Raw genomic sequence first — 23,951 nt, 5'->3', positions numbered from 1 at the left:
TCGCAGCGATGTCAGCATGACCCTGGGATAGTTTCGGCGCGCCAAATGGGCGTTCCGGAATGAGGATGTACAGAAGTCTGTCTGTCCAGACGTCTATTCTGTCGGAGCAGTCTACCGATATGTTAAGAAGGAGGGAATGCTTTGTTGTTATTATATTTCATCGCGGCGTTATTCCTGTTAGTTATAGGAGGAGGGCAGTCTTTGAGCAAAATCAGAGACATGGCCTAGACTAAAAGCACACACCTGAAAGATGCCCCCGGAGGAAGCCTGATGACTTATCCTTTCCGCGACACCTTACTGCCCGTTTTCGCACTGGCCCTGCTGGCCACCCACGTTAACGCGGCACCGAAAGCCCCCATCTCACCGGCGTCTGCGCGAGCAGAGGTCACTGAACTTGCCAGCGGACTGGATCACCCGTGGTCGCTGGCTTTTCTGCCCGATAATCAGGGCGCGCTGATCACCGAGCGCAGCGGGCAGATGCGCCTGTGGCAGCCTGACGGCGCAATGTCGGCCCCGCTCAAGGGGGTGCCGCGCGTGTGGGTCAGCGGGCAAGCCGGGTTATGGGACGTGCGCTTATCTCCTGACTTTGCCAAAAACCGGCGTGTCTATCTGACCTTCACTCAGCCCGGCGAGAAGGGCGAACCCCATGCGGCGCTGGGATATGGCACCTTGTCGTCTGACAACAAAAGTCTCGACGACTTTAAAGTGATCTTCGTCCAGCAGCCTGCGCTCAGCAGCGGCATCAATCTCGGCGGAAGGATTGCCTTCGATGCGAAGGGCAATATCTTCATGTCCACCGGCGACAACAATCAGCGAATTAACGCCCAGCATCTCAGCCAGTTGCAGGGCAAGATTTTGCGTCTGACCCCGGAAGGGGGCGTGCCGCAGGACAACCCGTTTGTTAACGACAAGAATGCCAGGCCGGAGATCTGGACTTATGGCAACCGTAATCCGCAGAGTCTGGCCGTCAATCCGTGGACCGGCGCCTTATGGGAATCGGAGCACGGCCCGCGCGGCGGGGACGAAGTGAATCTGCCGCAGCCCGGTAAAAACTATGGCTGGCCGCTGGCGACGTTTGGCATCAATTATTCCGGGCAGCCTATTCCGGAAGCGAAAGGCACCCGAATCGACGGTGCTGTTGATCCGATTTATTACTGGGAAGTCTCTCCTGCGCTGAGCGGGATGGCGTTTTATAACGCAGAGCGTTTCCCGCAGTGGAAACATTCGCTGTTTATCGGCGCGCTGGCGGGGGAATCACTGATCCGTCTGACCGTAGACGGCGATAAAGTCACCGGTGAAGAGCGGTTGCTGACAGACCGCAAGGAACGCATCCGGGAAGTGCAGACCGGGCCGGACGGCTTTGTGTATGTACTGACGGATGAGAGTGACGGCAAATTACTGAAGATTGCGCCGGGTGCTTAACATGAAAAAGGCGGGTCGGATGACCCGCCGGTAACCCGAAGAAACGGCCTTAACTCAGCGGGATCATCACGCGTTTGATAAAGGCCGGGCGCTGCGTCAGTTGCTGATACCAGCGCTCAACGTTCGGATGCGACTGACGCTCAATGTTCAGCGAGTACCAGGAATAGGCATAAATCCCCAGCGGAATATCTCCGATCCCGAACGTTTCGCCGGAGAGCCATTTTTGCTTTGCCAGTACGGCATCGGCAATTGCCCAGTATTTCTCAAACACCTTCATGCCCGAGGCAACCAGCGCCATATCGCGCTCCGGTTCCGGAATGCGCACCAGTGTCTGATAGACCTGACGATAAGGGGCGATCAGCGAGCTGCTCGCCCAGTCCAGCCATTTGTCGATACTGGCGCGATGCCGCGCATCGGCAGGCCAGAATTCCGGTTTGCCGGAACATTCGGCAAGGTAGCGAAGAATGGCATTCGATTCCCACAAGACAAAATCATCTTCCTGAAAGCAGGGCACCAGACCATTCGGGTTTAAAGCGAGATAAGCCGGGTCAGTATTCTTGCCAAAGGCGCCGCCTGCGTTGACGATGTTATACGCCAGCTCCAGTTCATCCAGCATCCACAGCACTTTTTTGACGTTGGTCGAGTTTTCACGTCCCCATACGGTAATCATTCAGAACCCCTTGTTTTCAATATGAAAATACGGACTTTTTTTGATGATGACTGGCTAAAACTATAGGCCACGGCGAAGAATTATGCGAAGGGAAAAAAGTAACACTCAGCGACAGGGTGTAGCCGCCGCTGAGTGCGGGAAGGGCAGATTAGCGTTGTAACTTCTGCGCTTTAAACAGGGAAATGACGCTGAGCAGTGCGACGACCATCAGGTAATAACCCGGTGCCAGGCTGCTGCCGGTGGCGGAAATCAGCAGCGTACAGATGAACGGTGCGAAGCCACCAAACACGGTCACGGCAACGTTGTAGCTGATAGCCATACCGCTTGCGCGGGTGGTGATCGGGAACAGATCCGCCATCATCGACGGGACGGCGGAGAAATACACTGATTTCAGCAGCGCCAGCCAGCTGATAAGCAACAGCAGTGACAGCGCGGAAGTGTATTCCAGCATCAGCCAGAATGCCGGGTAGATGGTGATCAGCAACAGCACCAGTGAGCCCCACATCAGCGGCAGACGCCCCACTTTTTCAGCCCATAATCCCATCAGCGGTGTCACCACCGTCAGAATTATCCCGGCAGACAGCGTCGCGGTAAACCCGGCCGACGCGGGCAGATGCAGCGTTTTCGTGGCATACGTCGGCACATAGTTCAGCATGTAGTTAATGGCCGTTGACACGACCATCAGCCCGATGGCGATGAAAAACAGGCCTTTCTGCGCCCGGACGATCTCTTTCAGCGGAGACGCGGATTTCTCGGCAGTGCGGAAGCTTTCCGACTCTTTGATGTGACGGCGGATGTACAACCCGACCGGTCCAATCAGCAGGCCGAAGATAAACGGAATACGCCATCCCCAGTCCTGCAACTGAGTTTCGGTCAGGATGGCAGACAATCCCAGGCCAAACGCCGACGCCAGTAAGGTACTCGCGCCCTGGGTGGCAAACTGCCAGCTGGCGATGAAGGCTTTACGCTCGGGGAAGTGTTCCACCAGAAATGCCGTGGAGCTGCCGAACTCACCGCCTGCAGAGAAGCCCTGAATCAGGCGTGCGGCCAGGATCAGCAGCGGTGCCGCCATGCCGATGGTGCCGTAAGACGGTGTGACCACAATGATCAGACCGCCGATCATCATCAGGCTGATGGACATCAGTAACGATGCTTTTCGCCCGTGTTTATCAGCGTAAGCCCCCAGCACAATCGCACCCAGCGGGCGGATCAGGAAGGAAACGCCGAAGCTGCCAAAGGTCAGCAGCAGCGAGACGGTCGGATCTGAGGTCGGAAAATAGGCGTGGGCGATATAGCTGGCGAAGAAGCCGTAAATCGCGATATCGAACCACTCCAGCGCATTGCCGATACAGGTGGCAAACAACGTTTTCATCAGGTTCGGTTTTTCTGCCGTTCCCTTAAGCGGGGTTGAAGATGCAGTTATCTGGCTCATTGAACAACTCCGGCTTGCGCGTTGTGATGTGCGTGATGTTGACTGAGCAGGGCTGTGCCCCTTTCGCCCAGATCCCATAACAGGTGGGTCATGATCGCCAGCCCTTCACGGGCAACCGAAATCAGCATGTGTTCGTTGACGCCGTGCTGCCCGCAGGCCGGATAGGAGTGCGGTACCCACAAGGTCGGCAGGCCGAGGATATCGGCGAACACATCGTTGGGCAGCGAGCCGCCCAGATTCGGTAACAGCGCCGGTTTTTTGCCGGTTGTCTGCTGCATGATGTCCAGCGCCCAGTCCACCAGCGGGTCAGTCGGATCAAAGCGCGTTGCCGGGGAGCCGCGCATGAATTCCACCTCTACCTGTGAAAAGCCCCTGGCGTCCAGATGCGCACGAACGTGTTCTGCCAGATGCTGCCAGTCGGTACCGACCACAAAACGCAGCTGACACACCGCGGTGGCATGGCCGGGAATGGCATTCATCGGGCGCTGTGGATTGCCGGTCAGGAATGACAACACTTCCAGCTGATTCCATGCGTAGAGGCGTTCGGTAGGCGTCAGCCCTTCTTCGCCCCAGTCAGGGTCGATCTGCGGATCGTTTTCGCCGCCACCGGCCTCAACGTCGCTGAGGATGTCGCGAATGGCTTCGCTGACCGCAGGCGGTTTCAGCGCCGCGACCTGTAACTGACCGTGCTGGTTCACCAGACACGCCAGCGCGTTGGCCAGCTGCGTTCCCGGATTGGTCAGCAGGCCGCCCCAGTTGCCGGAGTGATAGGCGTTGTCGCGCGCATTGATGGTCAGACGGAAATTGACGGCGCCGCGTGAGCCGAGGAACAGGGTCGGACGGACGGCGTTGAGACGCGGCCCGTCTGAGGCGAGGAAGATATCTGCGCTCAGTGGTTCTTTATAGTTGCGGCAAAGTTCTGCCAGACCCGGCGAACTGATTTCTTCGCCCATTTCGAACAGCAGCTTGCAGTTAAAGCCCAGACGGCCGCCGCGTGCTTTGAAGATTTGCTCCAGCGCCGCGATATTAATGCTGTGCTGGCCTTTGTTGTCGGCTGTGCCGCGCCCGTACCAGCGGTCGCCTTCTTCTTTCAGTGCCCAGGGCGAAAGATCGCTGCGCCAGTTTTCATCGTCCCCGAACACCACATCGCCATGACCGTAGCTGAGGACGGTGGGCAGCGCGCTGTCTTCAATACGGGTTGCGATAAGAAAAGGCCGGTTGGCGGCGTGAGGATTATCAACGCTGAGCAGCGTGAAGCCCATCGCAGATAACGCCGGTTTAATCTCTTCATCGAGGTAACGGGCCAGTTCATCATCCCGCTGATTACTCTGGCTTTCCGTGGCTATCGCCACTCTGCGCGCCAGAATGCGCTGGTATTCACCCTGATCAAACCAGGCTAACGCCTGTTCAACGATATTTTCCGCTGTCATGAGGAACCTGCTTATTGTGTGTTTGTGATCTTATTGTTGGTTTTTTTAGCAGTTTCACTCTAAGCGCTGCGTAAGCGTTGCCACAATAATAATAATTGCAAGTTAGCGTTGCTTTTATTGTAATGCTCGTCTGCACACTTATGAGGCAACCCCACCATGCAAAGCGCTGAGATCCGCTATTTTCTCGCCGTCGCCAATACCGGTTCGCTGAGTGGCGCCAGCAAACAACTTTTTGTGGCGGTGTCGGCCATCAGCCGCCAGATCCAGCGCCTTGAGGAGCGGATCGGTGCGCCGCTGTTTGAGCGGCACGCGCGCGGAATGGTGCTTAACGACGCCGGCCAGATCCTGGAAAACCATGTGCGCAAAAGCATGATGGATATGGAACACGCCATTGCCGAAATTCAGGGGCTGAATGCGGTGCGGCGCACGGTGATCCGCATGGCCTGTACCGACGGTCTGGCGTTTGATTTGCTGCCGCAGCTTTTTTCACGTTTTCGCGTTATTAATCCGGGCGTGATGTTTTATCTGAATGTGGGAACGGCGGGGGACGTCTCGGAGATGATCCATAGCGGTGACGTGGATCTGGCATTACAGTTCAGCCTGGTGGCGGAGCGGGGTGTGGATATCATGGCGTCCTTTCCCGCACCGGTGCGCATGGTGATGCGCCAGAACCACCCACTGGCCGGAGGCGACCTGCAACTGACCGATCTGCATCCTTACCCGCTGGCCATGAACGAGCAGGGCAGCACCATCCGCCAGCTGTTTGATCTGTCCTGCCGGATGAGCGGCATTTTCCTTGAGCCCGCGGTCAGCTGTAACCGGTTTTCGACGCTGTACGATTTTATGGTGCAAACGCCGGGCGCGATCGTGGCGTGCAGCCATTTTTCCATCATGTACAAAGCCCGGCGCGACAACCTGCGGGTTAAATCCGTCAACATCGAACAACTCAGCCAGCGGACATTGCAGCTGCAAACGCCGGCAGGGAAAAAACACTCTGCCGCTGTGGGTCAGTTTATCGATTTTATCCGGGATGAAGTGGCACGTGAGAGCGAGGCGTTTATTCGTGATTTTAATGTCTGATTTGCGAGGCTGCGCGCAAAACCCTGGCGCCCTGCTGGCAGTAAGGCGTTTATAGTTATAGATATTTTATATATTAGTATGTTTACAAATAGCCTCAGATAATGCGCCAGCGCATGCCAGGAGGCGCCTGAACCGGCCAGAAACGGAGAGGCGGGTGCCGGAAATCTCATCTAATCTTAAGATCTTTACACTATTTAGGTTTATTCCAGCCCCGGAAAGCAGTAGTTTTTACACCTGCAGACTTGCACAATCTGATTGAAAGATAAGATAAATTTCAGTTACCCGGACAAAAGCCCTGATACCTATGACAATTTCTTCCCAATTCAAACGGACTTTCATTTACGCGCTGGGCGGTGGAGTAATGCTGCTGGCGCTTCCCGCCGCTCAGGCGGACACCGCCCCGGTAGCCCCTCAGGTCAATGCAAAATCCTGGGTGCTGATGGATTACAACAGCGGGAAGATCCTCGCACAGTCTAATCCTGACGCACGTCTCGACCCGGCAAGCCTGAGTAAAATCATGGTCAGTTATGTGGTCGGGCAGGCGATTAAATCCGGAAAAATCAAATCAGACGATCTGGTTTCCGTCGGTAACGATGCCTGGGCGACCGGTAATCCGGTGCTGCGCGGCTCTTCCCTGATGTTCCTGAAACCGGGCGACCGCGTGCCGGTTTCAGAACTGAATAAAGGCATTGTGATCCAGTCCGGTAACGACGCCAGCATCGCGCTGGCGGATTACGTGGCGGGCAGTCAGGATTCCTTCGTTAACCTGATGAACCGGTACGCTGAGCAGCTGAAACTGCAAAATACCCATTTCAAAACGGTGCACGGGCTGGATGCTGACGGGCAATACACGTCGGCCACCGACATGGCGCTGCTCTCGCAGGCGCTGATCCGGGATACGCCGGAAGAATATGCGCTGCATAAAGAAAAAGAATTCACCTTCAATCACATCAAGCAGATTAACCGTAACCGCCTGCTGTGGAGCACCAACCTGAACGTGGACGGTATCAAAACCGGTTACACCTCCGGCGCGGGCTATAATCTGGTGTCTTCGGCGAGTGACGCTAACGGGATGCGCCTGATTGCCGTGGTGATGGGCGCGCCGAGCGACCGTATCCGCTTCAATGAAAGTGAAAGCCTGCTGACCTGGGGCTTCCGTTTTTATGAAACGCTGACGCCGATCAAAGCCGGCGATGCCTTTACCAGCCAGCGCGTCTGGTTCGGTGATGAAAAAATGGTGCCGCTGGGCGTCGCGGAAAATGCGTCACTGACCATGCCGAAGGGCCAGCTGAAAAACCTGAAAGCCAGCTTCCACCTGACCACGCCTCAGCTCGAAGCGCCGCTGGCGAAAAACCAGGTGGTCGGTACGGTTGATTTCAGTCTGGACGGAAAAGTCATCGATCAGCACCCGCTGGTTGCCTTGCAGGAAGTGAAAGAAGGCGGTTTCTTCAGCCGCATCTGGGACTTCGTGATGATGAAAATCAGCGGACTGTACAGCAGCGTTTTCGGTAAGTAATGACCGTAGCGCAATAAAAAAGCGAGGCTCACGTGGCCTCGCTTTTTTTTGTCCGTCGAACAGGATTTTTCTTTCAGCCGCGTACCCAGCCTTTGCGGATCGGGAAGGCAAAGCCGAAACGGTAAATTTTACACATCAGCGCGTTAATCTGTTCGCCGAACAGATTCCAGACCAGCTGTGAGAACAGGCAGCCGAGCATGCCGACCAGGAATCCACCGAGCATATCCAGCGGCCAGTGCACGCCCAGATACACCCGTGACCAGGCGATGCTGACCGCCGTGACCATCAGCAACGCGCCGGACCAGAGACGATGCCAGAACAGGAAGGCCAGCGCGAAGGTGAAGATCGCCGTCCCGTGATCGCTCGGGAAAGAGTCGTCAGGTGAGTGATGCAGGAAGTTATAGCCAAACCCTTCCACAAACGGGCGCGCGTGCGGGAAGAGTTCAGACAGCGCCTTGGCCGTCGACATAGCGAACAACAGCGCAATGGCGGTTTTGCTGACCAGCTGACGTTGCTGACCGATATGCTCGCGATGCCCCCACAGCCACAAACCTATAATCAACAGAGGGACGATCATAATCAGATCATCCGCCAGAAATATTGCCAGTTTAATCAGTGCTTCCGGCGAAGCCGGTGTGGCGTTAATCCATAAAAAAAGCAGATGGTTCAACTGCTCCATAAACATACCCTCATCAAAAAAAGGCCAAAAAAGCCCTAAAAATGTGCCAGTAAATCACTGACAACACATCTAAAAGTGGGTTCCACGATAGTTTATGCTGCCGTGAAGATATAGGGGGGATCGTCTGAATATCAAACTCATTGACGTGCCGTATAGTTTCCCGATGCCGGTGATTCTATGAGCGGGAACTTAATGAAACCTTAAGCAGGTCAGAAACCCTGACCAACGTAAATGTTTTGCGTCATGGGAATGACTCCTATAAAAATACGCCTTATTGCCCGTCAATTTTGGCGTGAACCGCATACAGACAAGCAGATAAGGGAGAGCAACCTGATGGAGATCCGCCAGGCGGGTATTGAGGATTTGATCACCCTGCAGACGCTGGGCAGGGAGACGTACCGCCACTATTTCGGCAGTTTGTGGCACAATAGCGACGAGCTGGAAGCCTTTCTGGCGCAGGATTTTGGCGATGAAGAGATGCTGGGCAGTTTAGACGACCCCGGCCACTGCTGGCTTATGGCGGTGGAAAAGGGCGCCGTTGCAGGTTTTGCGAAACTGCATTTCGATCAACCGCTGGATCAGGCAGAAGGCCGGGGAGCGAAACTCTGCAAACTTTATTTCACGCCGGACAGCCGTTCGCGGGGACTCGGTAGCCAGCTTTTTGCCGCGGCAGAAGCCGCTGCCAGAGCGCACCGGCAGCCGGTATTGTGGCTGGATGTATTGCAAAGCAATCTGCCCGCTATCGGGTTTTATCAGCGTCAGGGGATGCATCAGGTGACGGAGAATACCTATGTGACCGCCACGCAAACCACCCGGTTGTGGATCATGAAAAAGGAAATCAATGATTAAGTTACGTCTCGGCGGTCTGTTCATCACTCTGGAAGCAGGGGAAGATATTCCCTATGCGCCGGAGTTTTGTGAGCATTACACCTACCTTATTCGTCCGGTGGAAGGCGTGTATGAAATTTTACGCTACGACGCTTATTCTGGCTGGCACAAACGTCCCGATCAGAATTTTGAAGACGGACATCAGGCTTTTGTATTTGCCTATCAGGCGTATGAAAAAGAATGGAATCAGACTGACGGACGTTTAGGGGGCAAAGATAAGCACCTCGTTCGTATTATGTAATCTCTGACAGGGCAGAAAGAGTCTAAAAAACCACCGGCAAGGTGGTTTTTTTAATTCCGTAACCCTGGCGTTGAAAGTGAATAATGATTATTTCACCGGATCACTGTATTCATTTTGGTAAATTATTTTAGTTTGAATCGCAATAATAACGTTAAGGTCAGCCCCGGATCTATACAAAAACTTACACTTCTAATAAGTTGCCTGACAATACTTGTGGCAGGTAATAATAATCTGATTAAGATAATTAGCATTTATTTCGCCAGGTGTTTGCAAAATGTAATAATAAAAAAGAGGGACTTATTTGGTTTTATCTTACTGATAGTAAAGTGTTTTAATGGGTGGTTTGGAAAAGTCTTATATAAATTATCCACTCATATAACAGCCGATGTTAATAACATTGAGGTCAGTCGTTATATTTTTAAATCATTCCTAAACGGAATTTATTTCAAATATTTTCTGGTTGCAACGGAACTTATCCTCGTTTAATTTGACGTCCATCTGCTCAGGACCTGAAGAAGATATAAAGCTTCACAGTAGCGAGTAATTAATACTGCCCGATGGCAAAAATTATAGTTTATAAATTAATCAAGGATATTGATGATGAAATTACGCGTACTTTCTCTGGTTGTTCCCGCTCTGATGATGGCCGGCACTGCAGGCGCTGCAGAGATTTATAATAAAGACGGCAACAAACTTGACCTTTACGGCAAAATTGATGGCCTCCACTATTTCTCCAGCGATAATGGCTCAGACGGTGACCAGTCTTATATGCGTTTTGGTCTGCGTGGTGAGACACAAATTAACAACGAACTGACCGGTTACGGCCAGTGGGAATATCAGGCTGCACTGAACAAAGCAGAAAGCGAAGATGCTAATAACTACACACGTGTCGGCTTCGCGGGTCTGAAATTCGCCGAGTTTGGTTCACTGGATTATGGCCGCAACTACGGCGTGATGTATGACGTCGCAGCATGGACTGACGTTCTGCCAGAATTCGGTGGCGATACCTACGGCGCAGACAACTTCATGTTCCAGCGTGCGAACGGTGTGCTGACTTACCGTAACCAGAACTTCTTCGGCCTGGTCGATGGCCTGGATGTTGCAGTGCAATATCAGGGTAAAAACGGCAGCGCGACTGAAACCAACAATGGCCGTGATGTACTGGCACAAAACGGCGACGGCTACGGCATGTCCGTGACCTATGATCTGGGCGAAGGCTTCAGTGCTGCTGCAGCAATGATGGCGTCAGACCGTACTAACGAACAAAATGGCCGTAACAACCCGGCGATCCTCGGTGACGGCGATAAAGCAACGGCTTACAGCGGCGGCCTGAAATACGATGCCAACAACGTTTACCTGGCAGCGATGTACACCCAGAGCTACAACGCCAACCGTTTCGGTAAAGCAGGCAGCACCGCTTACGGTTATGCAGACAAAGCGCAGAACTTCGAAGCCGTTGCACAGTACCAGTTTGATTTCGGTCTGCGTCCATCCCTGGCATACGTGCAGTCTCACGCCAAAGACATCCAGGGTTATGGCAACCAGAACCTGACCAAATATGTTGATGTCGGCGCGTCTTACTTCTTCAACAAAAATATGCTCACTTACGTTGATTACAAAATCAACCTGATGGATGACACCCGCTTTACCCGCAACGCTGGCATCAACACCGATGACATTGTGGCGGTAGGTTTGGTTTATCAGTTCTGATAAACCCTTTTGCCCAGATTTAATTCGGGCCTGTTAGTCTGCTGTGTCTGATTCCCTTCCCGGTCGGGAAGGGTTTTTTGTTTTATGGCATTCAGCGTTTCTCTTAAGCGTTTAATTCCCGCGCGACCTGAGGCATCATGGCTTATCCTTTGATAAACCTGTCATTAGCCGAGGCCGCCATGACCGATCACGCGACACCCAATCTTCCTTCCCGTAACTTCGAACACACCCAACAATTCTACGGCAGTGTGGGTTTTACGACGACCTACGTCGATGACAGCTGGCTTATCATGGTTCGCGGCGGCATCACGCTGGAGTTTTTCCTGCATACCGATCTTGATCCGCAAACCAGCTGGTTCAGTTGTTGCCTGCGTGTGGATAATGTCGATGAAATGTTTGCTGCCTTCAAGGCTGCCGGTATTGGCGAAGATCCCCATTCACGCCCGTGCGTTCATCTGCCAGAAACCCAGTCATGGGGCATGAAAATGGGCGTAATGATTGATATCGACGGTTCGCTTATCAGGGTGATCGAGAATTGAAAGGGAGCAACTCCCGCAGGAGACAAGCATGGTATTTGACTGGCACAGTGAGCCATTAACACGTCAGACTCGCGTGAATGAGAGCTATAAGAACACCCAAAATGTCAGACGCTTTCTAAAAAAGGAATGCGGTGAGGATTTTACCTTTGATCGGGATTTCATGGCGTGGATCCGTAATGACACACCCAAAAGCCTGGGTGACGTGGCGGATGAATGGACGCGGCGACATGGTGAGCCAAAGAACGGCTGACGGAAAGAGATGAAATGCGGCATTTTTCTGCCGCCATTTAACCGGCTGCCAGGTATTAAGAAATTGATTTCGGGTGATTCAGAACAGAAAAATAAAAACCCTTCACTCATAACAGCTCTCCCTTCTGTGCGACTCTCTGTTCAGTGAGTGCTCTGCTAATTGGCGCGCGGCAGTTTATTTTTCCCTAGAAAGTTTTAAAACTGATTAAATTGGATTTACAATAACCGCAGTTTTTTAAATGAAAAAGGATGTTCTATAATGGCTATTCCAGCTTATTTGTTTTTGAAAGATGATGGCGGAGCACGTATTAAAGGGTCTGTAGATGTAGTTGGGCGAGAAGGTAGCGTAGAGGTGATTGCATTCAGTCATCGGCTATATACCCCGACTGATAATAATACGGGAAAAATAACAGGCAATCGTATTCATGGTGCATTTATTCTTAAAAAGGGATTTGATAGTTCCTCAACATATTTGTATAAGGCTGTTGCTACCGGTCAGACGCTTAAATCTGCGGAACTCAAATGGTACAACATCAATGATGCAGGACAGGAGGTCGAATACTTCAACATGCTGTTAGAAAATGTACGTGTGGTATCAGTTGCGCCCGTGATGCACGATTGTAAAGACCCTGCTGCCCTCCATCAAAATCACTTGGAGCAGATAGAATTCCGTTACGAAAAAATCACATGGAAACACTGCGACGGAAATCTCATTTTTTCTGACTCATGGAATGAGCGTAAAACAGCGTAGGGAAACTCTTTATGGCTATTATTCCTATAATGCCAAATGCTGGGTTTAGTCTTCTGAATAAAAATATTATGGAAGCAAAAGCGCGTGGCATGAGCAAGGGAATGGCAACCCCGGCAACTTATTACTGGTTTTATCAAAAGGTAAGAAACCGAGGTCCATGGGACTATAAGCAACAGAACAGAAAACTGTCTGATTTTGGTAATTTTAATTATGGCGCTACAGGATATGTTGCAGGTATCCCACCAGATATTTTACTAATGGGCGGTGGATTTGCACAAAGTATGGCGGGTACCTCTAGAAAAGAATGGAGCAGTTGGCATGGCGTAGCGCCATATGGAGATGATCCGGTTGATCAAAGATGGATTAAACAAGGTATTGATTATGCCAAACAGCATGGTTATTAAATGGGTTCATCGTGTAGTAACCGTTGTTTTATTACTGCTAGTGGCAAGCTATGTGGCTTATCAGCATTACACTGGTCCGCCCTATGACGATGCACTATTTAAATCGCAGAAATTAAACGAAAATACGTGGCTCTACGTAACGAAATATCAGGGTGGAGGTGCTACCGTTTCCGAAGTCTATCGCTACTATTTGTCGGGAAAGATAGCTGAGAATCCCTTAAAAGCCTTGGGGGAAATGTCTCCGTTTCTTACATCAGATAGCAGCGAAGCAAAAGTGACTAAAATTGGCCGTCTGGTAACAGTAAGAATCACTGGAAGAATTTACGACTTTACAAATTCAGTCTTATATACCTCTGATGGGATCGAATATATCCCCTCTATCGAATTGTTTGCGTATAGCCCTACTTAGAGCTTAACAACGTACGGTTTCCTCGACTGGAAGCCGTTTTTTTTGCCTACACTAACCCGCGTTAGTCGCACGCAGCGCTGTGTAGATTTATTGATGGCAGAGCAAAAGCTGCCAAAGACGTTTTTTATTCGTTCGTTGAAAATTTGCAGTGCGGTGATCTATCTCATGACGAGAGTTGTAAGCCTCAACATGAAAAAGGATTTTGTACAGCAGGGTATTCCAGTGTCTCCAATCTGGCCGGTAGGGAGGAAAGGGGTGTGGCTTATCTCAATGGGAAAAGAGGGGTATGACTGAGCGACGGGCCGTCATAGAAACGCCTGAAAGGCGAAGTTTACCTGTCTCCAAGGCAACGAAGCAGGGCGTTATCTGATGGTAAATAATTGATTTTAAAGCAGAAAAGAAAAAACCCATCAATCTTGAACCTAACGAGGCGGGATTGACGGGCTCTCCAAATTTGGGGACTTCAAAGAAAAGCAGTGGCACTAATTAAGACTGCTTCCCACTATAAAAGTTCGTTTCATGTGGCAAAATTTTAAAAAAATTATTGATTTTCTTTTTCCACATTACGCATCAATAACTTACGTCACGCCCCCGGCCAGATGATAACAATCAGTGTCCCGGCCAGCGTCAGTAATACGTTAGCGATAGCATAGGTTCCGGCGTAACCCAGTGCAGGAATGTTGCTGCGGGCGGTGTCGCTGATGATTTCCATCGCAGGCGCGCAGGTTCGCGCCCCCATGATTGCGCCGAACAGCAAGGCGCGGTTCATGCGCAGAACATACGCACCAAAGATAAAGCAGATAATCACCGGTACCAGGCTGACGATCAGCCCCGAAATCAGCATCTGCCCGCCGATAGCCCCCAGACCGTTGTTGATGCCCGCGCCTGCGCTCAGGCCGACGCCTGCCATAAACACCATCAGGCCAAACTCTTTCACCATGTTCAGCGCCCCCTGCGGGATGTAGCCGAAAGTAGGGTGGTTGGCGCGCAGGAAGCCGAGCAGGATACCGGCGAACAACAGACCTGCCGCGTTACCGATACCGAAGGTGAAGTTCTTAAACTGGAATGTGATCAGGCCAATCATCAGGCCGACAATAAAGAATGCACAAAAGGCCAGCAAATCCGTGACCTGACTGTGTACCGAGATAAACCCGATGCGGTCTGCCACGCTCTTGACACGGCGCGCATCGCCGCTGACCTGCAACACGTCACCCTTGTTAAGCACAATGCTGTCGTCTATCGGCATTTCTATCTGGCTGCGGATGACGCGGTTCAGGAAACAGCCCTGATCGGTCAGATTGAGCTGACTGAGGCGTTTACCCACCGCGTGGTTATTTTTCACCACCACTTCTTCAGTCACGATGCGCATATCCAGCAGATCGCGGTCGAAGACTTCTTTGCCGTTTCTGAAACTCGGATCGAGCCGGGAATGCGCGTCAGGGTAGCCGACCAGTGAGATTTCATCGCCGACCTGCAATACCGCGTCGCCGTCAGGTGTCGCTAAAATCCCGTTACGACGGATACGCTCGATATAGCAACCGGTCTGGCGGTAGATCCCCAGTTCACGCAGATTTTTGCCATCCGCCCAGGCCACCAGCTCCTGCCCGACGCGATAGGCACGGATTACCGGTAAATACACTTTGCGTTTGCTGTCAGTATCCAGACCGCGTTCGCGGGCGATTTGCTGCGCACTGGTCGGTAAATCCTGATGTTGCAGTTTTGGCAGATAGCGTGCGCCGAAAATCAGGCTGACCAGCCCGATCAGATAAGTCAGTGCATAGCCGAGGCTCAGATTGTCGAGTTCCGGGCCGAGCATTTTGTTGCCGCCCATGGTATTGCGCAGCGTGTCTCCCGCACCCACCAGCACCGGCGTGGAGGTCATGGAGCCGGCGAGCATACCGGCGGTAAGGCCGATGTCCCAGCCAAACAGCCGTCCAAGGCCGAGCGCAAGCAGCATCGCGGTGCCGACCATTACCAGCGCCAGCATGAAATAATTTTTGCCGTCGCGAAAGAAAATCGAAAAAAAGTTGGGTCCGGCTTCGACGCCCACGCAGAAAATAAACAGCATAAAACCAAGATTGAGCGCTTCGGTATTAATGCTGAAATGCTGCTGGCCTAAAAGCAGGGAAACCACTAATACGCCAATAGAATTTCCCAGCTGAACGGAGCCCAGACGCACTTTTCCGAGGCACAGACCGAGCGCCAAAACTACAAATAATAACAGGATGTAATTCCCGTTTAACAAACTAGCGACGTTTATATTCACAAGGATAACTTATTGTTTACCAACAAATTCTTGATATGGGAGAATGTAAAGGATAAATTCAGAAAGAGAACATTCCTGCGTGTTTACTCCGCGTGTGCACAGTGCAGACGACGGGGAAAAGCAGGGTTCGGGCGTCATTTTAATCATAGAACGTCTCTTCAGCCAGAGAAAAGCCCGGATAAAATGATGTAAACGCCTAATTTGTGTTACGCGGGATTGCGTGGCGCGTCAGGGAAGTGAGCCAGAAGGCTCTGTCAGGTAAAAAACCGCATCAAATGCAATTCATCAAAGCCTGTGAAAACTCGCCAACTTTATGGAGGAAGTAAAATGGCACTTTGGCGCAAGGTCAGAGCCCCGGTTCTGTGTTGTCTCTGTTTTATCGTGATTTTTATTTCTTTAAAAAATAGCTGGGTCGTGGTCAGAAACACCGGGCCTGGTCCTGAATACGGCCTGCTTTTATTTTTGCTGCCCGGCATGTTAACGGCAATGATCGCCAGGGAGTCGCCGATATTCTCGTCTTTTGTCGGCGGACTGACTTCTATACCTTTATGTTTTCTGCTGCGCTGGGCGTTCTTCCCCCGCATACGCCCGCCGGTGCAGGAGCTGGCTTATGCCACCAGCGCCATTTTCTGGTGCGTGCTGGGTGCGATGCTGATCCATTTGCTGATGACGGCTTACCGCCAGTTCAGACATTCCTGAGCTGGCGGTAAGTAAAAGCCAAAAGAAAAGGCGCTCAGTGAGCGCCTTTATGCTGTGTGTCATCTTATTTTTTTTGACTGATCGTCTGATAACGCCGGATCAGTTGCTGAACAATGCCAGATGCTCTTTCGCATAAGCTTCAAAATCAGTGAAGCCGCCAATGTGTTGCTGGTCGAGGAAGATCTGTGGAACCGTTTCAACCGGTTTGCCGACAGTTTTTTCCAGATCGGCTTTGGTGATGCCTTCTGCATGGATATCGATGTAGCGGAAGTTGAAATCATCACGTTCTTCAGTCAGTTTTTCAGCCAACTCTTTTGCACGGACACAATAAGGACAGCCAGGACGCCCGAAAATTACTGCAAACATGGAGACTCCTTTGTTTGATTTTAAAAATGAATGAAAAGGAAACGATTCGTTTTGTTAACTACATCACCTTTTTGATGTCGCTACTATGCCTGTTGCAAACCATAAAAAAAAGCAGGAATTACCTGTCAGTCCGATACCTTTGACCTATCCAAATGAACAGAAAGCCATTTTTTACGACAGCACATTGTTAAAGCAATTGATGCCGCCAGACTTGCAAAGGGCGTGCGCAGCATCAATCATTGAGCGCTGATGTATTTTATTTTTTAGTCCAAGGATTTTTCATGACACCGACTATCGATCTCCTGCGTTCCCACCGTTCCATCCGTGCTTTTACCGATCAGCCTGTGTCAGATGAACAGCGTAAAGCCATCATTGCGGCGGCACAGGGCGCATCGACATCCAGCTTTTTGCAGTGCTCTTCAATTATTCGTATCACCGATCCGGTACTGCGTGAAAAGCTGGTGGGCTATACCGGAGGTCAGAAATACGTTGCCAGCGCCGCTGAATTTTGGGTGTTCTGCGCTGATTTCAACCGTAACCAGCAAATCAATCCGCAGGCTGAGCTGGGCCTTGCCGAGCAACTGCTGCTGGGGTGTGTGGATACCGCGCTGATGGCGCAAAATGCGATGACGGCGGCTGAGTCACTTGGGCTGGGCGGCGTGTTTATCGGCGGCATTCGTAATCAGGTTGAAGATGTTGTGGCGCTGCTGAAACTGCCTAAATTTGTCATGCCGCTGTTTGGTTTTTGCATCGGTACACCGGCGCAGGATCATCAGGTGAAGCCACGTATGCCGCAGTCAATGCTGGTGCATGAAAACAGCTATCAGCCGCTGGACAAAGAGGTGCTGGCGGAATATGACGAAGCGCTGAGTCAGTATTATTTGCAGCGTGACAGCAATGCACGCCGTGATACCTGGAGTGATTTGATCGTTCGTACCCTGAAAAAGGAACAGCGTCCGTTTATGCTGGACGCATTGCATAAGCAAGGTTGGGCAACGCGCTAAACGGCGACGGAGTGTCGGATGAAGATTGCTATTCTTTCCCGTGACGGGTCTTTGTATTCGTGCAAACGTCTGCGGGAAGCGGCGCAGAGCAGGGGGCATGAGATCGACATCATCGATCCTTTGTCTTGTTATATGAACATTAATCCCGCCGCGCCCAGCGTGCATTATCGCGGACGGCAGCTCGATATTTACCAGGCCGTGATCCCGCGCATCGGCTCGGCGATCACCTTCTACGGCACCGCCGTGCTGCGTCAGTTTGAAATGCTCGGCAGTTTTCCGCTCAATGAATCGGTGGCGATCACCCGCGCGCGCGACAAATTGCGATCAATGCAGATCCTCGCGCGCGAAGGCATTGATCTGCCGATCACCGGCTTTGCCAATGCGCCGGACGACACCTCAGATCTCATCGCGCTGGTCGGCGGTGCGCCGCTGGTGGTGAAACTGGTGGAAGGCACGCAGGGGATCGGCGTGGTGCTGGCGGAAACCCGTCAGGCAGCAGAAAGCGTGATTGACGCGTTTCGCGGGCTGAATGCGCATATTCTGGTGCAAGAATATATTCGCGAAGCAGAAGGGCGGGACATTCGTTGTCTGGTCGTGGGAAAGCGCGTGGTCGCGGCCATTGAGCGTCAGGCCAAATCGGGTGATTTCCGTTCTAATCTTCATCGCGGCGGCACGGCGAAAAAAGTCAAAATTACCCCGCAGGAGAAAGACATTGCGGTGAAAGCCGCGCAGACGCTGGGGCTGGATATCGCCGGGGTAGATATTCTGCGGGCACATCGCGGGCCGCTGGTGATGGAAGTCAACGCATCACCGGGGCTTGAAGGTATCGAGACGACCACCGGTCTGGACATCGCCGGGATGATGATCGATTACATCGAACAGCGTGCGAAACCGGGTTTTCGCTTAAAATCCGGCGGCTAATTCTCAATTGATCGGCCTAATGTTGATCAAGGCGGTTTTGATCGTAGCGCTGGCCGGCATAATTCCGTAAGCTATCGCCCCTTCGTAAGGCCCTGCGCATTACGGAAGGGGTTATTTTCGTTGTTGAACTCGTGAGGCATTCTATGGATTCGCTCATCGTCCCTGATTTAGCGCTGTTGCGGCGCTGGCTTGATCAGCTGGGCATTTCTTTTTTCGAGTGTGATTCCTGTCAGGCTCTCCATCTGCCGCATATGCAGAATTTCGATGGCATTTTTGATGCCAAGCTCGACATTGTGGACAACGTGATTTTGTTCTCGGCGCTGGCCGAAGTGAAGCCGACGGCGCTGATCCCGTTGGTGGCTGATTTAAGCTCGATCAATGCCAGCTCGCTGACCATCAAAGCCTTCGTGGATATTCAGGACGATAATTTACCGAAGCTGATTGTTTGTCAGTCGCTGACAATAGCAGTAGGCGTGACCCATGAGCAGTTCTCCTTCTTCCTGCAACAGGCAGAAGAGCAAATGTCGATGATCATTCTCGAAGCTCATGCCAATGACTTGCTGTTTATCGGTGATGAAGAAGAAGACGGCGCACCTGCCACGTCGGTCAATCTGCCGTTACTGCACTGATCCCTTTTTTAATTTTTTCTCTCCTTTAAAGATCCTTTCCTGCGAGCCGTAACAACCACGGCTCCGCTGCCTTTATTCGCTTTCGCGATAAGTTATGCTGCTGTTTACCCGATGTTGCCCTATATTTCACTTTGTTAATGGCTAAAATGCCAGACGCTGTACATCAAATTTGCATAATTAATCGATAAACGCCGGTTTTGTCTCAGGAGGCTGGTACACGCGGGTTGCAGGCGCTATGCTTCTGACTCTGCATCAAGCGTGATTACGTCGTAAAACCAAACGGTTAATTCGCAGGCAGCGTATTCGCCAACATTGAATGCCTATGCATATTTTCGTGCCCGGCAGTTGGCTTGGTAGTGAAGGGTTTTGTATCCATTTCAGTGATGCAAATTCAATGACATATTCCCCTGGCTTGGAGGTAGTAACGGATGTTCACCCTGCGTAAAAAGTGGTTATCGGGTGTTGTCGCCGGTCTGGTAATGGCCGCGTCCGTCACAGCGTCTGCGGAAGAGAAAACGCTGCATATCTATAACTGGTCCGATTATATCGCGCCAAACACCGTGCCTGATTTCCAGAAGGAAACCGGCATCAAAGTGGTTTACGACGTCTTTGATTCCAACGAAGTGCTGGAAGGCAAACTGATGGCAGGCAGCACCGGTTTTGATTTAGTGGTGCCTTCAGCCAGTTTCCTTGAGCGCCAGCTGACCGCGGGCGTGTTCCAGCCGCTGGATAAAAGCAAACTGCCTAACTATAAAAACCTCGATCCAGACTTGTTGAAAATGGTCGCGCAACACGATCCGGGTAACAAGTACGCGATTCCTTACCTGTGGGCGACCACCGGTATCGGTTATAACGTCGAAAAAGTGAAAGCGGTGCTGGGTAAAGATGCGCCGGTGGACAGCTGGGATCTGGTGCTCAAACCAGAAAACTTAGAGAAGCTGAAAAGCTGCGGTGTCTCCTTCTTAGACGCCCCGGCAGAAATTTATGCCACGGTGCTCAATTACCTGCATCTGGATCCGAACAGCACCAAAGCCTCTGATTACACCGGTGCGGCGAACGATCTGTTGCTGAAATTGCGTCCTAACATCCGTTATTTCCACTCTTCTCAATACATTAACGATCTGGCGAACGGCGACATTTGTGTGGCGATTGGCTGGGCTGGCGATGTGATGCAGGCGTCTAACCGCGCGAAAGAGGCTAAAAATGGCGTGAACGTGGCGTACAGCATTCCGAAAGAGGGGGCGCTGGCCTTCTTCGACGTGTTTGCAATCCCTGCGGATGCGAAAAATCTCGACGAAGCCTATCAGTTCCTCAACTACCTGATGGAGCCGAAAGTCATCGCGCAAATCAGTAACACCGTGTATTACGCGAGTGGCAACAAAGCAGCCACGCCGCTGGTCAACGAAGATGTGCGTAATAACCCAGGCATTTATCCGCCAGCGGATGTGCAGGCCAAACTCTTCAGCCTGAAAGTTCAGGATCCGAAGATTGACCGCGTGATCACAAGATCATGGACAAAGGTTAAGACGGGCAAATAATACCGTTTAAAAGTCAGGAAGACTTCTCAGCGGCTCCGCCTGTTCATGGCGGGGCCGCTGACGTTTTGCTTCCGGCCCTATTTTGAGCGTAGCGGTCAGGCACTTTTTCCCCTGACTGTTATGCTTATTTGAATCTGCTTTAACCTGATACCGGAGATTTCTCTGAGTGAACGACGCTATTCCCCGCCCGCAGCCTAAGTCCCAGAAAGGTTTCACGCCTTTACTGGAGATCCGCAATTTAACCAAGTCTTTTGACGGCCAGGCCGCTGTGGATGATGTCAGTCTGACCATCTACAAAGGCGAGATTTTTGCTCTGCTGGGCGCATCCGGCTGTGGCAAATCGACGCTGCTGCGCATGCTGGCCGGTTTCGAGCAGCCGACGCAGGGGCAGATTGTCCTGGATGGCGTGGATCTCTCGCAGGTGCCGCCTTATCAGCGACCGATCAACATGATGTTCCAGTCGTACGCATTGTTCCCGCACATGACCGTGGAACAAAACATTGCGTTCGGGCTCAAGCAGGACAAATTACCCTCGGCGGAAATCAAAAGCCGTGTGGCAGAAATGCTGACGCTGGTGCACATGCAGGAATTCGCCAAACGTAAGCCGCATCAGCTTTCCGGCGGTCAGCGTCAGCGCGTGGCACTGGCCCGCAGCCTGGCGAAACGTCCGAAATTATTGCTGCTCGATGAACCGATGGGCGCGCTGGATAAAAAATTGCGCGACCGGATGCAGCTGGAAGTGGTGGATATTCTTGAGCGCGTGGGTGCGACCTGCGTCATGGTGACGCACGATCAGGAAGAAGCCATGACCATGGCCGGGCGAATCGCCATCATGAACCGCGGTAAGTTCGTGCAAATCGGCGAGCCGGAAGAGATTTATGAGCATCCGACCAGCCGTTTCAGCGCGGAGTTTATCGGCTCGGTCAACGTGTTCGAAGGCGTACTCAAAGAGCGTCTGGACGATGCGTTGATCCTGACCTCTCCGGGGCTGGTGCATCCGCTGAAAGTGGACGTGGATGTGTCGGTGACCGACGGCGTGCCAGTGTATGTGGCGCTGCGTCCTGAAAAAATCATGCTCTGTGAAGAGGTGCCGGAAGATGGCAGCAACTTTGCGGTCGGTGAAGTGGTGAACATCGCGTATCTGGGGGATCTGTCGATTTATCACGTCAGATTACACAGCGGACAGATGATTACCGCGCAGTTGCAGAACGGCCACCGTTTCCGCAAAGGCATGCCAACCTGGGGCGATGAAGTGCGCCTGTGCTGGGAAGCCGACAGCTGCGTCGTGCTGACCGTTTAAGAGGGGCTGAATATGTCTTTAATCTCTGAACAACCGGTCAGTAAACCTCCGGGTGGCTTTAACGCGCTGATGGGCCGTCTGCAACAACGTCATGGCCGCAAGCTGGTGATCCTGCTGCCGCTGGTGTGGTTCCTGCTGCTGTTTTTACTGCCGTTTCTGATTGTCTTTAAAATCAGTTTTGCCGAAATGGCGCGCGCCATTCCGCCTTATACCGATCTGGTGACCTTTTCGGACGGTATGCTGGATATCGCGCTCAACATCGGCAATTACATTTCGCTTACCGACGATCCGCTGTATATCGAAGCTTATCTGCAATCCATTCAGGTCGCGGCGGTGTCCACGGCGCTATGTCTGGTGATTGGCTACCCGCTGGCGTGGGCGGTGGCGCACAGTAAAGTCTCGACGCGCAACATTCTGCTGTTGCTGGTGATCCTGCCCTCATGGACGTCGTTCCTGATCCGCGTGTATGCCTGGATGGGCATTCTGAAAGACAACGGCGTGCTGAACAATGTGCTGATGTGGCTGCACGTTATCGATCAGCCGCTGGTGATCCTGCACACCAATCTGGCGGTGTACATCGGCATTGTGTATTCCTATCTGCCGTTTATGGTGTTGCCGATTTACACGGCGCTGACCCGCATGGATTATTCGCTGGTGGAAGCGTCGCTGGATCTGGGGGCGCGTCCGCTGAAAACCTTCTTTAAAGTGATCATGCCGCTGACCAAAGGCGGGATTATTGCCGGTTCGATGTTGGTGTTTATCCCGGCGGTCGGTGAGTACGTGATCCCTGAACTGCTTGGCGGGCCGGACAGCATCATGATCGGCCGCATTTTGTGGCAGGAATTCTTTAATAACCGCGACTGGCCGGTGGCCTCTGCGGTGGCGGTGATCATGCTGTTACTGCTGATCATGCCGATCCTGTGGTTCCACAAATATCAAAACAAAGAGCTGGGAGACAAAGAATGAATAAGTTACCGGTTGTCCGTTCGCCGTGGCGAATTCTTATTCTGATCATCGGCTTTACGTTTTTGTACGCACCGATGCTGATGCTGGTTATTTACTCGTTCAACAGCTCCAAGCTCGTGACGGTCTGGGCGGGCTGGTCTACCCGCTGGTATACTCAGCTTTTCCATGACACCGCGATGATCAACGCCGTGGGCATGAGCCTGACGATTGCCACGGCAGCGGCCACCATGGCGGTGATTGTCGGCACACTGGCGGCGGTGGTGATGGTGCGTTTCAGGCGTTTTCGCGGTTCGACCGGCTTTGCTTTTATGCTGACCGCACCGCTGGTTATGCCGGATGTGATCACCGGGCTGGCGCTGCTGCTGCTGTTTGTGGCGATGGGGCACGCCTTTGGCTGGCCCGCCGAGCGCGGCATGTTCACCATCTGGCTGGCGCACGTGACGTTTTGTAGCGCTTACGTCGCCGTGGTGGTGTCTGCGCGCTTGCGCGAGCTGGACCGCTCAATCGAAGAGGCCGCGATGGATTTAGGAGCAACGCCGCTGAAGGTGTTTTTCATCATCACCTTGCCGATGATCCTTCCGGCGCTGATTTCCGGCTGGCTGCTGGCGTTTACGCTGTCGCTCGACGATCTGGTGATCGCCAGTTTCGTCGCCGGGCCGGGCGCGACCACCTTGCCGATGCTGGTCTTTGCCAGCGTGCGCATGGGCGTCAACCCTGAAATCAACGCACTGGCGACGCTGATCCTGCTGGTGGTTGGCATCATCGGCATGGTTGCCTGGTGGTTTATGTCGCGGGCTGAAAAGCAAAGAGTGAAGGAGATCCAGCGCGCTGCGCGAGGTTAA

Annotated in this window: 25 protein-coding genes; 19 read left to right on the top strand and 6 right to left on the bottom strand. The window is 52.4% G+C overall.

Features of this window, described 5'->3' with window-relative positions; all coding sequences use genetic code 11:
• Positions 1-270: 270 nt before the first annotated feature.
• A complete protein-coding gene (locus J1779_RS12350; protein ID WP_056769775.1) occupies positions 271-1,422 on the top strand; it encodes a PQQ-dependent sugar dehydrogenase in 1,152 nt (383 codons plus the stop codon).
• 49 nt (positions 1,423-1,471) lie between these two features.
• Here the strand turns inward: J1779_RS12350 and J1779_RS12345 are convergent, their stop codons facing one another.
• The 3 genes from J1779_RS12345 to J1779_RS12335 form a co-directional block, all read right to left on the bottom strand.
• Positions 1,472-2,092, bottom strand: coding sequence for a glutathione S-transferase family protein (locus J1779_RS12345; protein WP_217203893.1), 621 nt, complete (start codon positions 2,090-2,092; stop codon positions 1,472-1,474).
• Positions 2,093-2,240: 148 nt separating this feature from the next.
• Positions 2,241-3,524 carry an MFS transporter gene (locus tag J1779_RS12340; RefSeq protein ID WP_217203892.1) on the bottom strand — a complete coding sequence of 428 codons (1,284 nt, stop codon included), beginning with the start codon at positions 3,522-3,524 and terminating at the stop codon, positions 2,241-2,243.
• Positions 3,521-4,954, bottom strand: a complete 1,434-nt coding sequence (locus J1779_RS12335) for a M20 family metallopeptidase (protein ID WP_217203891.1) — start codon at positions 4,952-4,954, stop codon at positions 3,521-3,523. Before J1779_RS12335 ends, J1779_RS12340 begins: the two co-directional genes overlap by 4 nt.
• A 156-nt stretch (positions 4,955-5,110) precedes the next feature.
• On the opposite strand from J1779_RS12335, the gene J1779_RS12330 reads away from it, so the two are divergent.
• Positions 5,111-6,034 carry a LysR family transcriptional regulator gene (locus J1779_RS12330; protein ID WP_056769786.1) on the top strand — a complete coding sequence of 308 codons (924 nt, stop codon included), beginning with the start codon at positions 5,111-5,113 and terminating at the stop codon, positions 6,032-6,034.
• A gap of 304 nt (positions 6,035-6,338) precedes the next feature.
• On the top strand, positions 6,339-7,550 hold the full coding sequence (locus J1779_RS12325; RefSeq protein WP_056769787.1) for a serine hydrolase: 1,212 nt from the start codon (positions 6,339-6,341) through the stop codon (positions 7,548-7,550).
• Between the two features lie 73 nt (positions 7,551-7,623).
• Here J1779_RS12325 and ybjG read toward each other — a convergent pair whose 3' ends face one another.
• Entirely contained in the window at positions 7,624-8,229 is a 606-nt protein-coding gene (ybjG, locus tag J1779_RS12320; RefSeq protein WP_217203890.1) for an undecaprenyl-diphosphate phosphatase, read from the bottom strand.
• A 333-nt stretch (positions 8,230-8,562) separates the two neighbouring features.
• Here ybjG and J1779_RS12315 point away from each other — a divergent pair, with 333 nt between their 5' ends.
• The 8 genes from J1779_RS12315 (at position 8,563) to J1779_RS12280 (ending at position 13,420) form a co-directional block, all read left to right on the top strand.
• Positions 8,563-9,078: a GNAT family N-acetyltransferase gene (locus J1779_RS12315; protein ID WP_217203889.1), complete on the top strand. Its 516-nt coding sequence runs from the start codon at positions 8,563-8,565 to the stop codon at positions 9,076-9,078.
• Positions 9,071-9,358: a hypothetical protein gene (locus J1779_RS12310; RefSeq protein WP_056769791.1), complete on the top strand. Its 288-nt coding sequence runs from the start codon at positions 9,071-9,073 to the stop codon at positions 9,356-9,358. The genes J1779_RS12315 and J1779_RS12310 overlap by 8 nt, the downstream gene beginning before the upstream one ends.
• A 600-nt stretch (positions 9,359-9,958) precedes the next feature.
• Positions 9,959-11,068, top strand: a complete 1,110-nt coding sequence (gene ompC / locus J1779_RS12305; RefSeq protein WP_122095019.1) for a porin OmpC — start codon at positions 9,959-9,961, stop codon at positions 11,066-11,068.
• Positions 11,069-11,205: 137 nt separating this feature from the next.
• A complete protein-coding gene (locus J1779_RS12300) occupies positions 11,206-11,607 on the top strand; it encodes a bleomycin resistance protein (protein ID WP_238485149.1) in 402 nt (133 codons plus the stop codon).
• A 28-nt stretch (positions 11,608-11,635) separates the two neighbouring features.
• On the top strand, positions 11,636-11,857 hold the full coding sequence (locus J1779_RS12295) for a DUF6434 domain-containing protein (RefSeq protein WP_217203888.1): 222 nt from the start codon (positions 11,636-11,638) through the stop codon (positions 11,855-11,857).
• Positions 11,858-12,115: 258 nt separating this feature from the next.
• Positions 12,116-12,607 (top strand): Hcp family type VI secretion system effector, encoded by a 492-nt coding sequence (locus tag J1779_RS12290; protein WP_217203887.1) that lies wholly within the window; start codon positions 12,116-12,118, stop codon positions 12,605-12,607.
• A gap of 11 nt (positions 12,608-12,618) precedes the next feature.
• On the top strand, positions 12,619-13,011 hold the full coding sequence (locus J1779_RS12285) for a polymorphic toxin type 44 domain-containing protein (protein ID WP_056769803.1): 393 nt from the start codon (positions 12,619-12,621) through the stop codon (positions 13,009-13,011).
• Complete coding sequence (locus J1779_RS12280) at positions 12,989-13,420, top strand: hypothetical protein (protein WP_217203886.1); 432 nt, start codon at positions 12,989-12,991, stop codon at positions 13,418-13,420. Before J1779_RS12285 ends, J1779_RS12280 begins: the two co-directional genes overlap by 23 nt.
• 583 nt (positions 13,421-14,003) lie before the next feature.
• Here the strand turns inward: J1779_RS12280 and J1779_RS12275 are convergent.
• Positions 14,004-15,686, bottom strand: a complete 1,683-nt coding sequence (locus J1779_RS12275; RefSeq protein ID WP_122095031.1) for an aspartate:alanine antiporter — start codon at positions 15,684-15,686, stop codon at positions 14,004-14,006.
• Positions 15,687-16,013: 327 nt separating this feature from the next.
• Between J1779_RS12275 and ybjM the strand changes: the two genes are divergently transcribed.
• Entirely contained in the window at positions 16,014-16,385 is a 372-nt protein-coding gene (gene ybjM, locus J1779_RS12270) for an inner membrane protein YbjM (protein WP_183847361.1), read from the top strand.
• 99 nt (positions 16,386-16,484) lie between these two features.
• On the opposite strand, the gene J1779_RS12265 is transcribed toward ybjM, so the two are convergent.
• Positions 16,485-16,751, bottom strand: coding sequence for a GrxA family glutaredoxin (locus J1779_RS12265; protein WP_056769821.1), 267 nt, complete (start codon positions 16,749-16,751; stop codon positions 16,485-16,487).
• A 281-nt stretch (positions 16,752-17,032) separates the two neighbouring features.
• Between J1779_RS12265 and nfsA the strand changes: the two genes are divergently transcribed.
• The 7 genes from nfsA (at position 17,033) to potI (ending at position 23,951) form a co-directional block, all read left to right on the top strand.
• Positions 17,033-17,755, top strand: a complete 723-nt coding sequence (gene nfsA / locus J1779_RS12260) for an oxygen-insensitive NADPH nitroreductase (protein ID WP_217203885.1) — start codon at positions 17,033-17,035, stop codon at positions 17,753-17,755.
• Positions 17,756-17,773: 18 nt separating this feature from the next.
• A complete protein-coding gene (gene rimK, locus J1779_RS12255; RefSeq protein WP_217203884.1) occupies positions 17,774-18,676 on the top strand; it encodes a 30S ribosomal protein S6--L-glutamate ligase in 903 nt (300 codons plus the stop codon).
• Positions 18,677-18,819: 143 nt separating this feature from the next.
• Complete coding sequence (locus J1779_RS12250; RefSeq protein ID WP_056769832.1) at positions 18,820-19,305, top strand: YbjN domain-containing protein; 486 nt, start codon at positions 18,820-18,822, stop codon at positions 19,303-19,305.
• Between the two features lie 428 nt (positions 19,306-19,733).
• The gene (gene potF / locus J1779_RS12245) at positions 19,734-20,843 is read left to right on the top strand and encodes a spermidine/putrescine ABC transporter substrate-binding protein PotF (RefSeq protein WP_122095037.1); all 1,110 of its coding nucleotides are present in this window, start codon (positions 19,734-19,736) and stop codon (positions 20,841-20,843) included.
• A gap of 166 nt (positions 20,844-21,009) precedes the next feature.
• Positions 21,010-22,143, top strand: coding sequence for a putrescine ABC transporter ATP-binding subunit PotG (potG, locus tag J1779_RS12240; protein ID WP_056769838.1), 1,134 nt, complete (start codon positions 21,010-21,012; stop codon positions 22,141-22,143).
• A gap of 12 nt (positions 22,144-22,155) precedes the next feature.
• Positions 22,156-23,109 carry a putrescine ABC transporter permease PotH gene (gene potH, locus J1779_RS12235; protein ID WP_217203883.1) on the top strand — a complete coding sequence of 318 codons (954 nt, stop codon included), beginning with the start codon at positions 22,156-22,158 and terminating at the stop codon, positions 23,107-23,109.
• Positions 23,106-23,951 carry a putrescine ABC transporter permease PotI gene (potI, locus tag J1779_RS12230; protein ID WP_217203882.1) on the top strand — a complete coding sequence of 282 codons (846 nt, stop codon included), beginning with the start codon at positions 23,106-23,108 and terminating at the stop codon, positions 23,949-23,951. Before potH ends, potI begins: the two co-directional genes overlap by 4 nt.

The organism is Rahnella rivi (assembly GCF_019049655.1).
Lineage (GTDB): Bacteria > Pseudomonadota > Gammaproteobacteria > Enterobacterales > Enterobacteriaceae > Rahnella > Rahnella rivi.
This window is presented reverse-complemented; position numbering and strand designations above follow the sequence as displayed.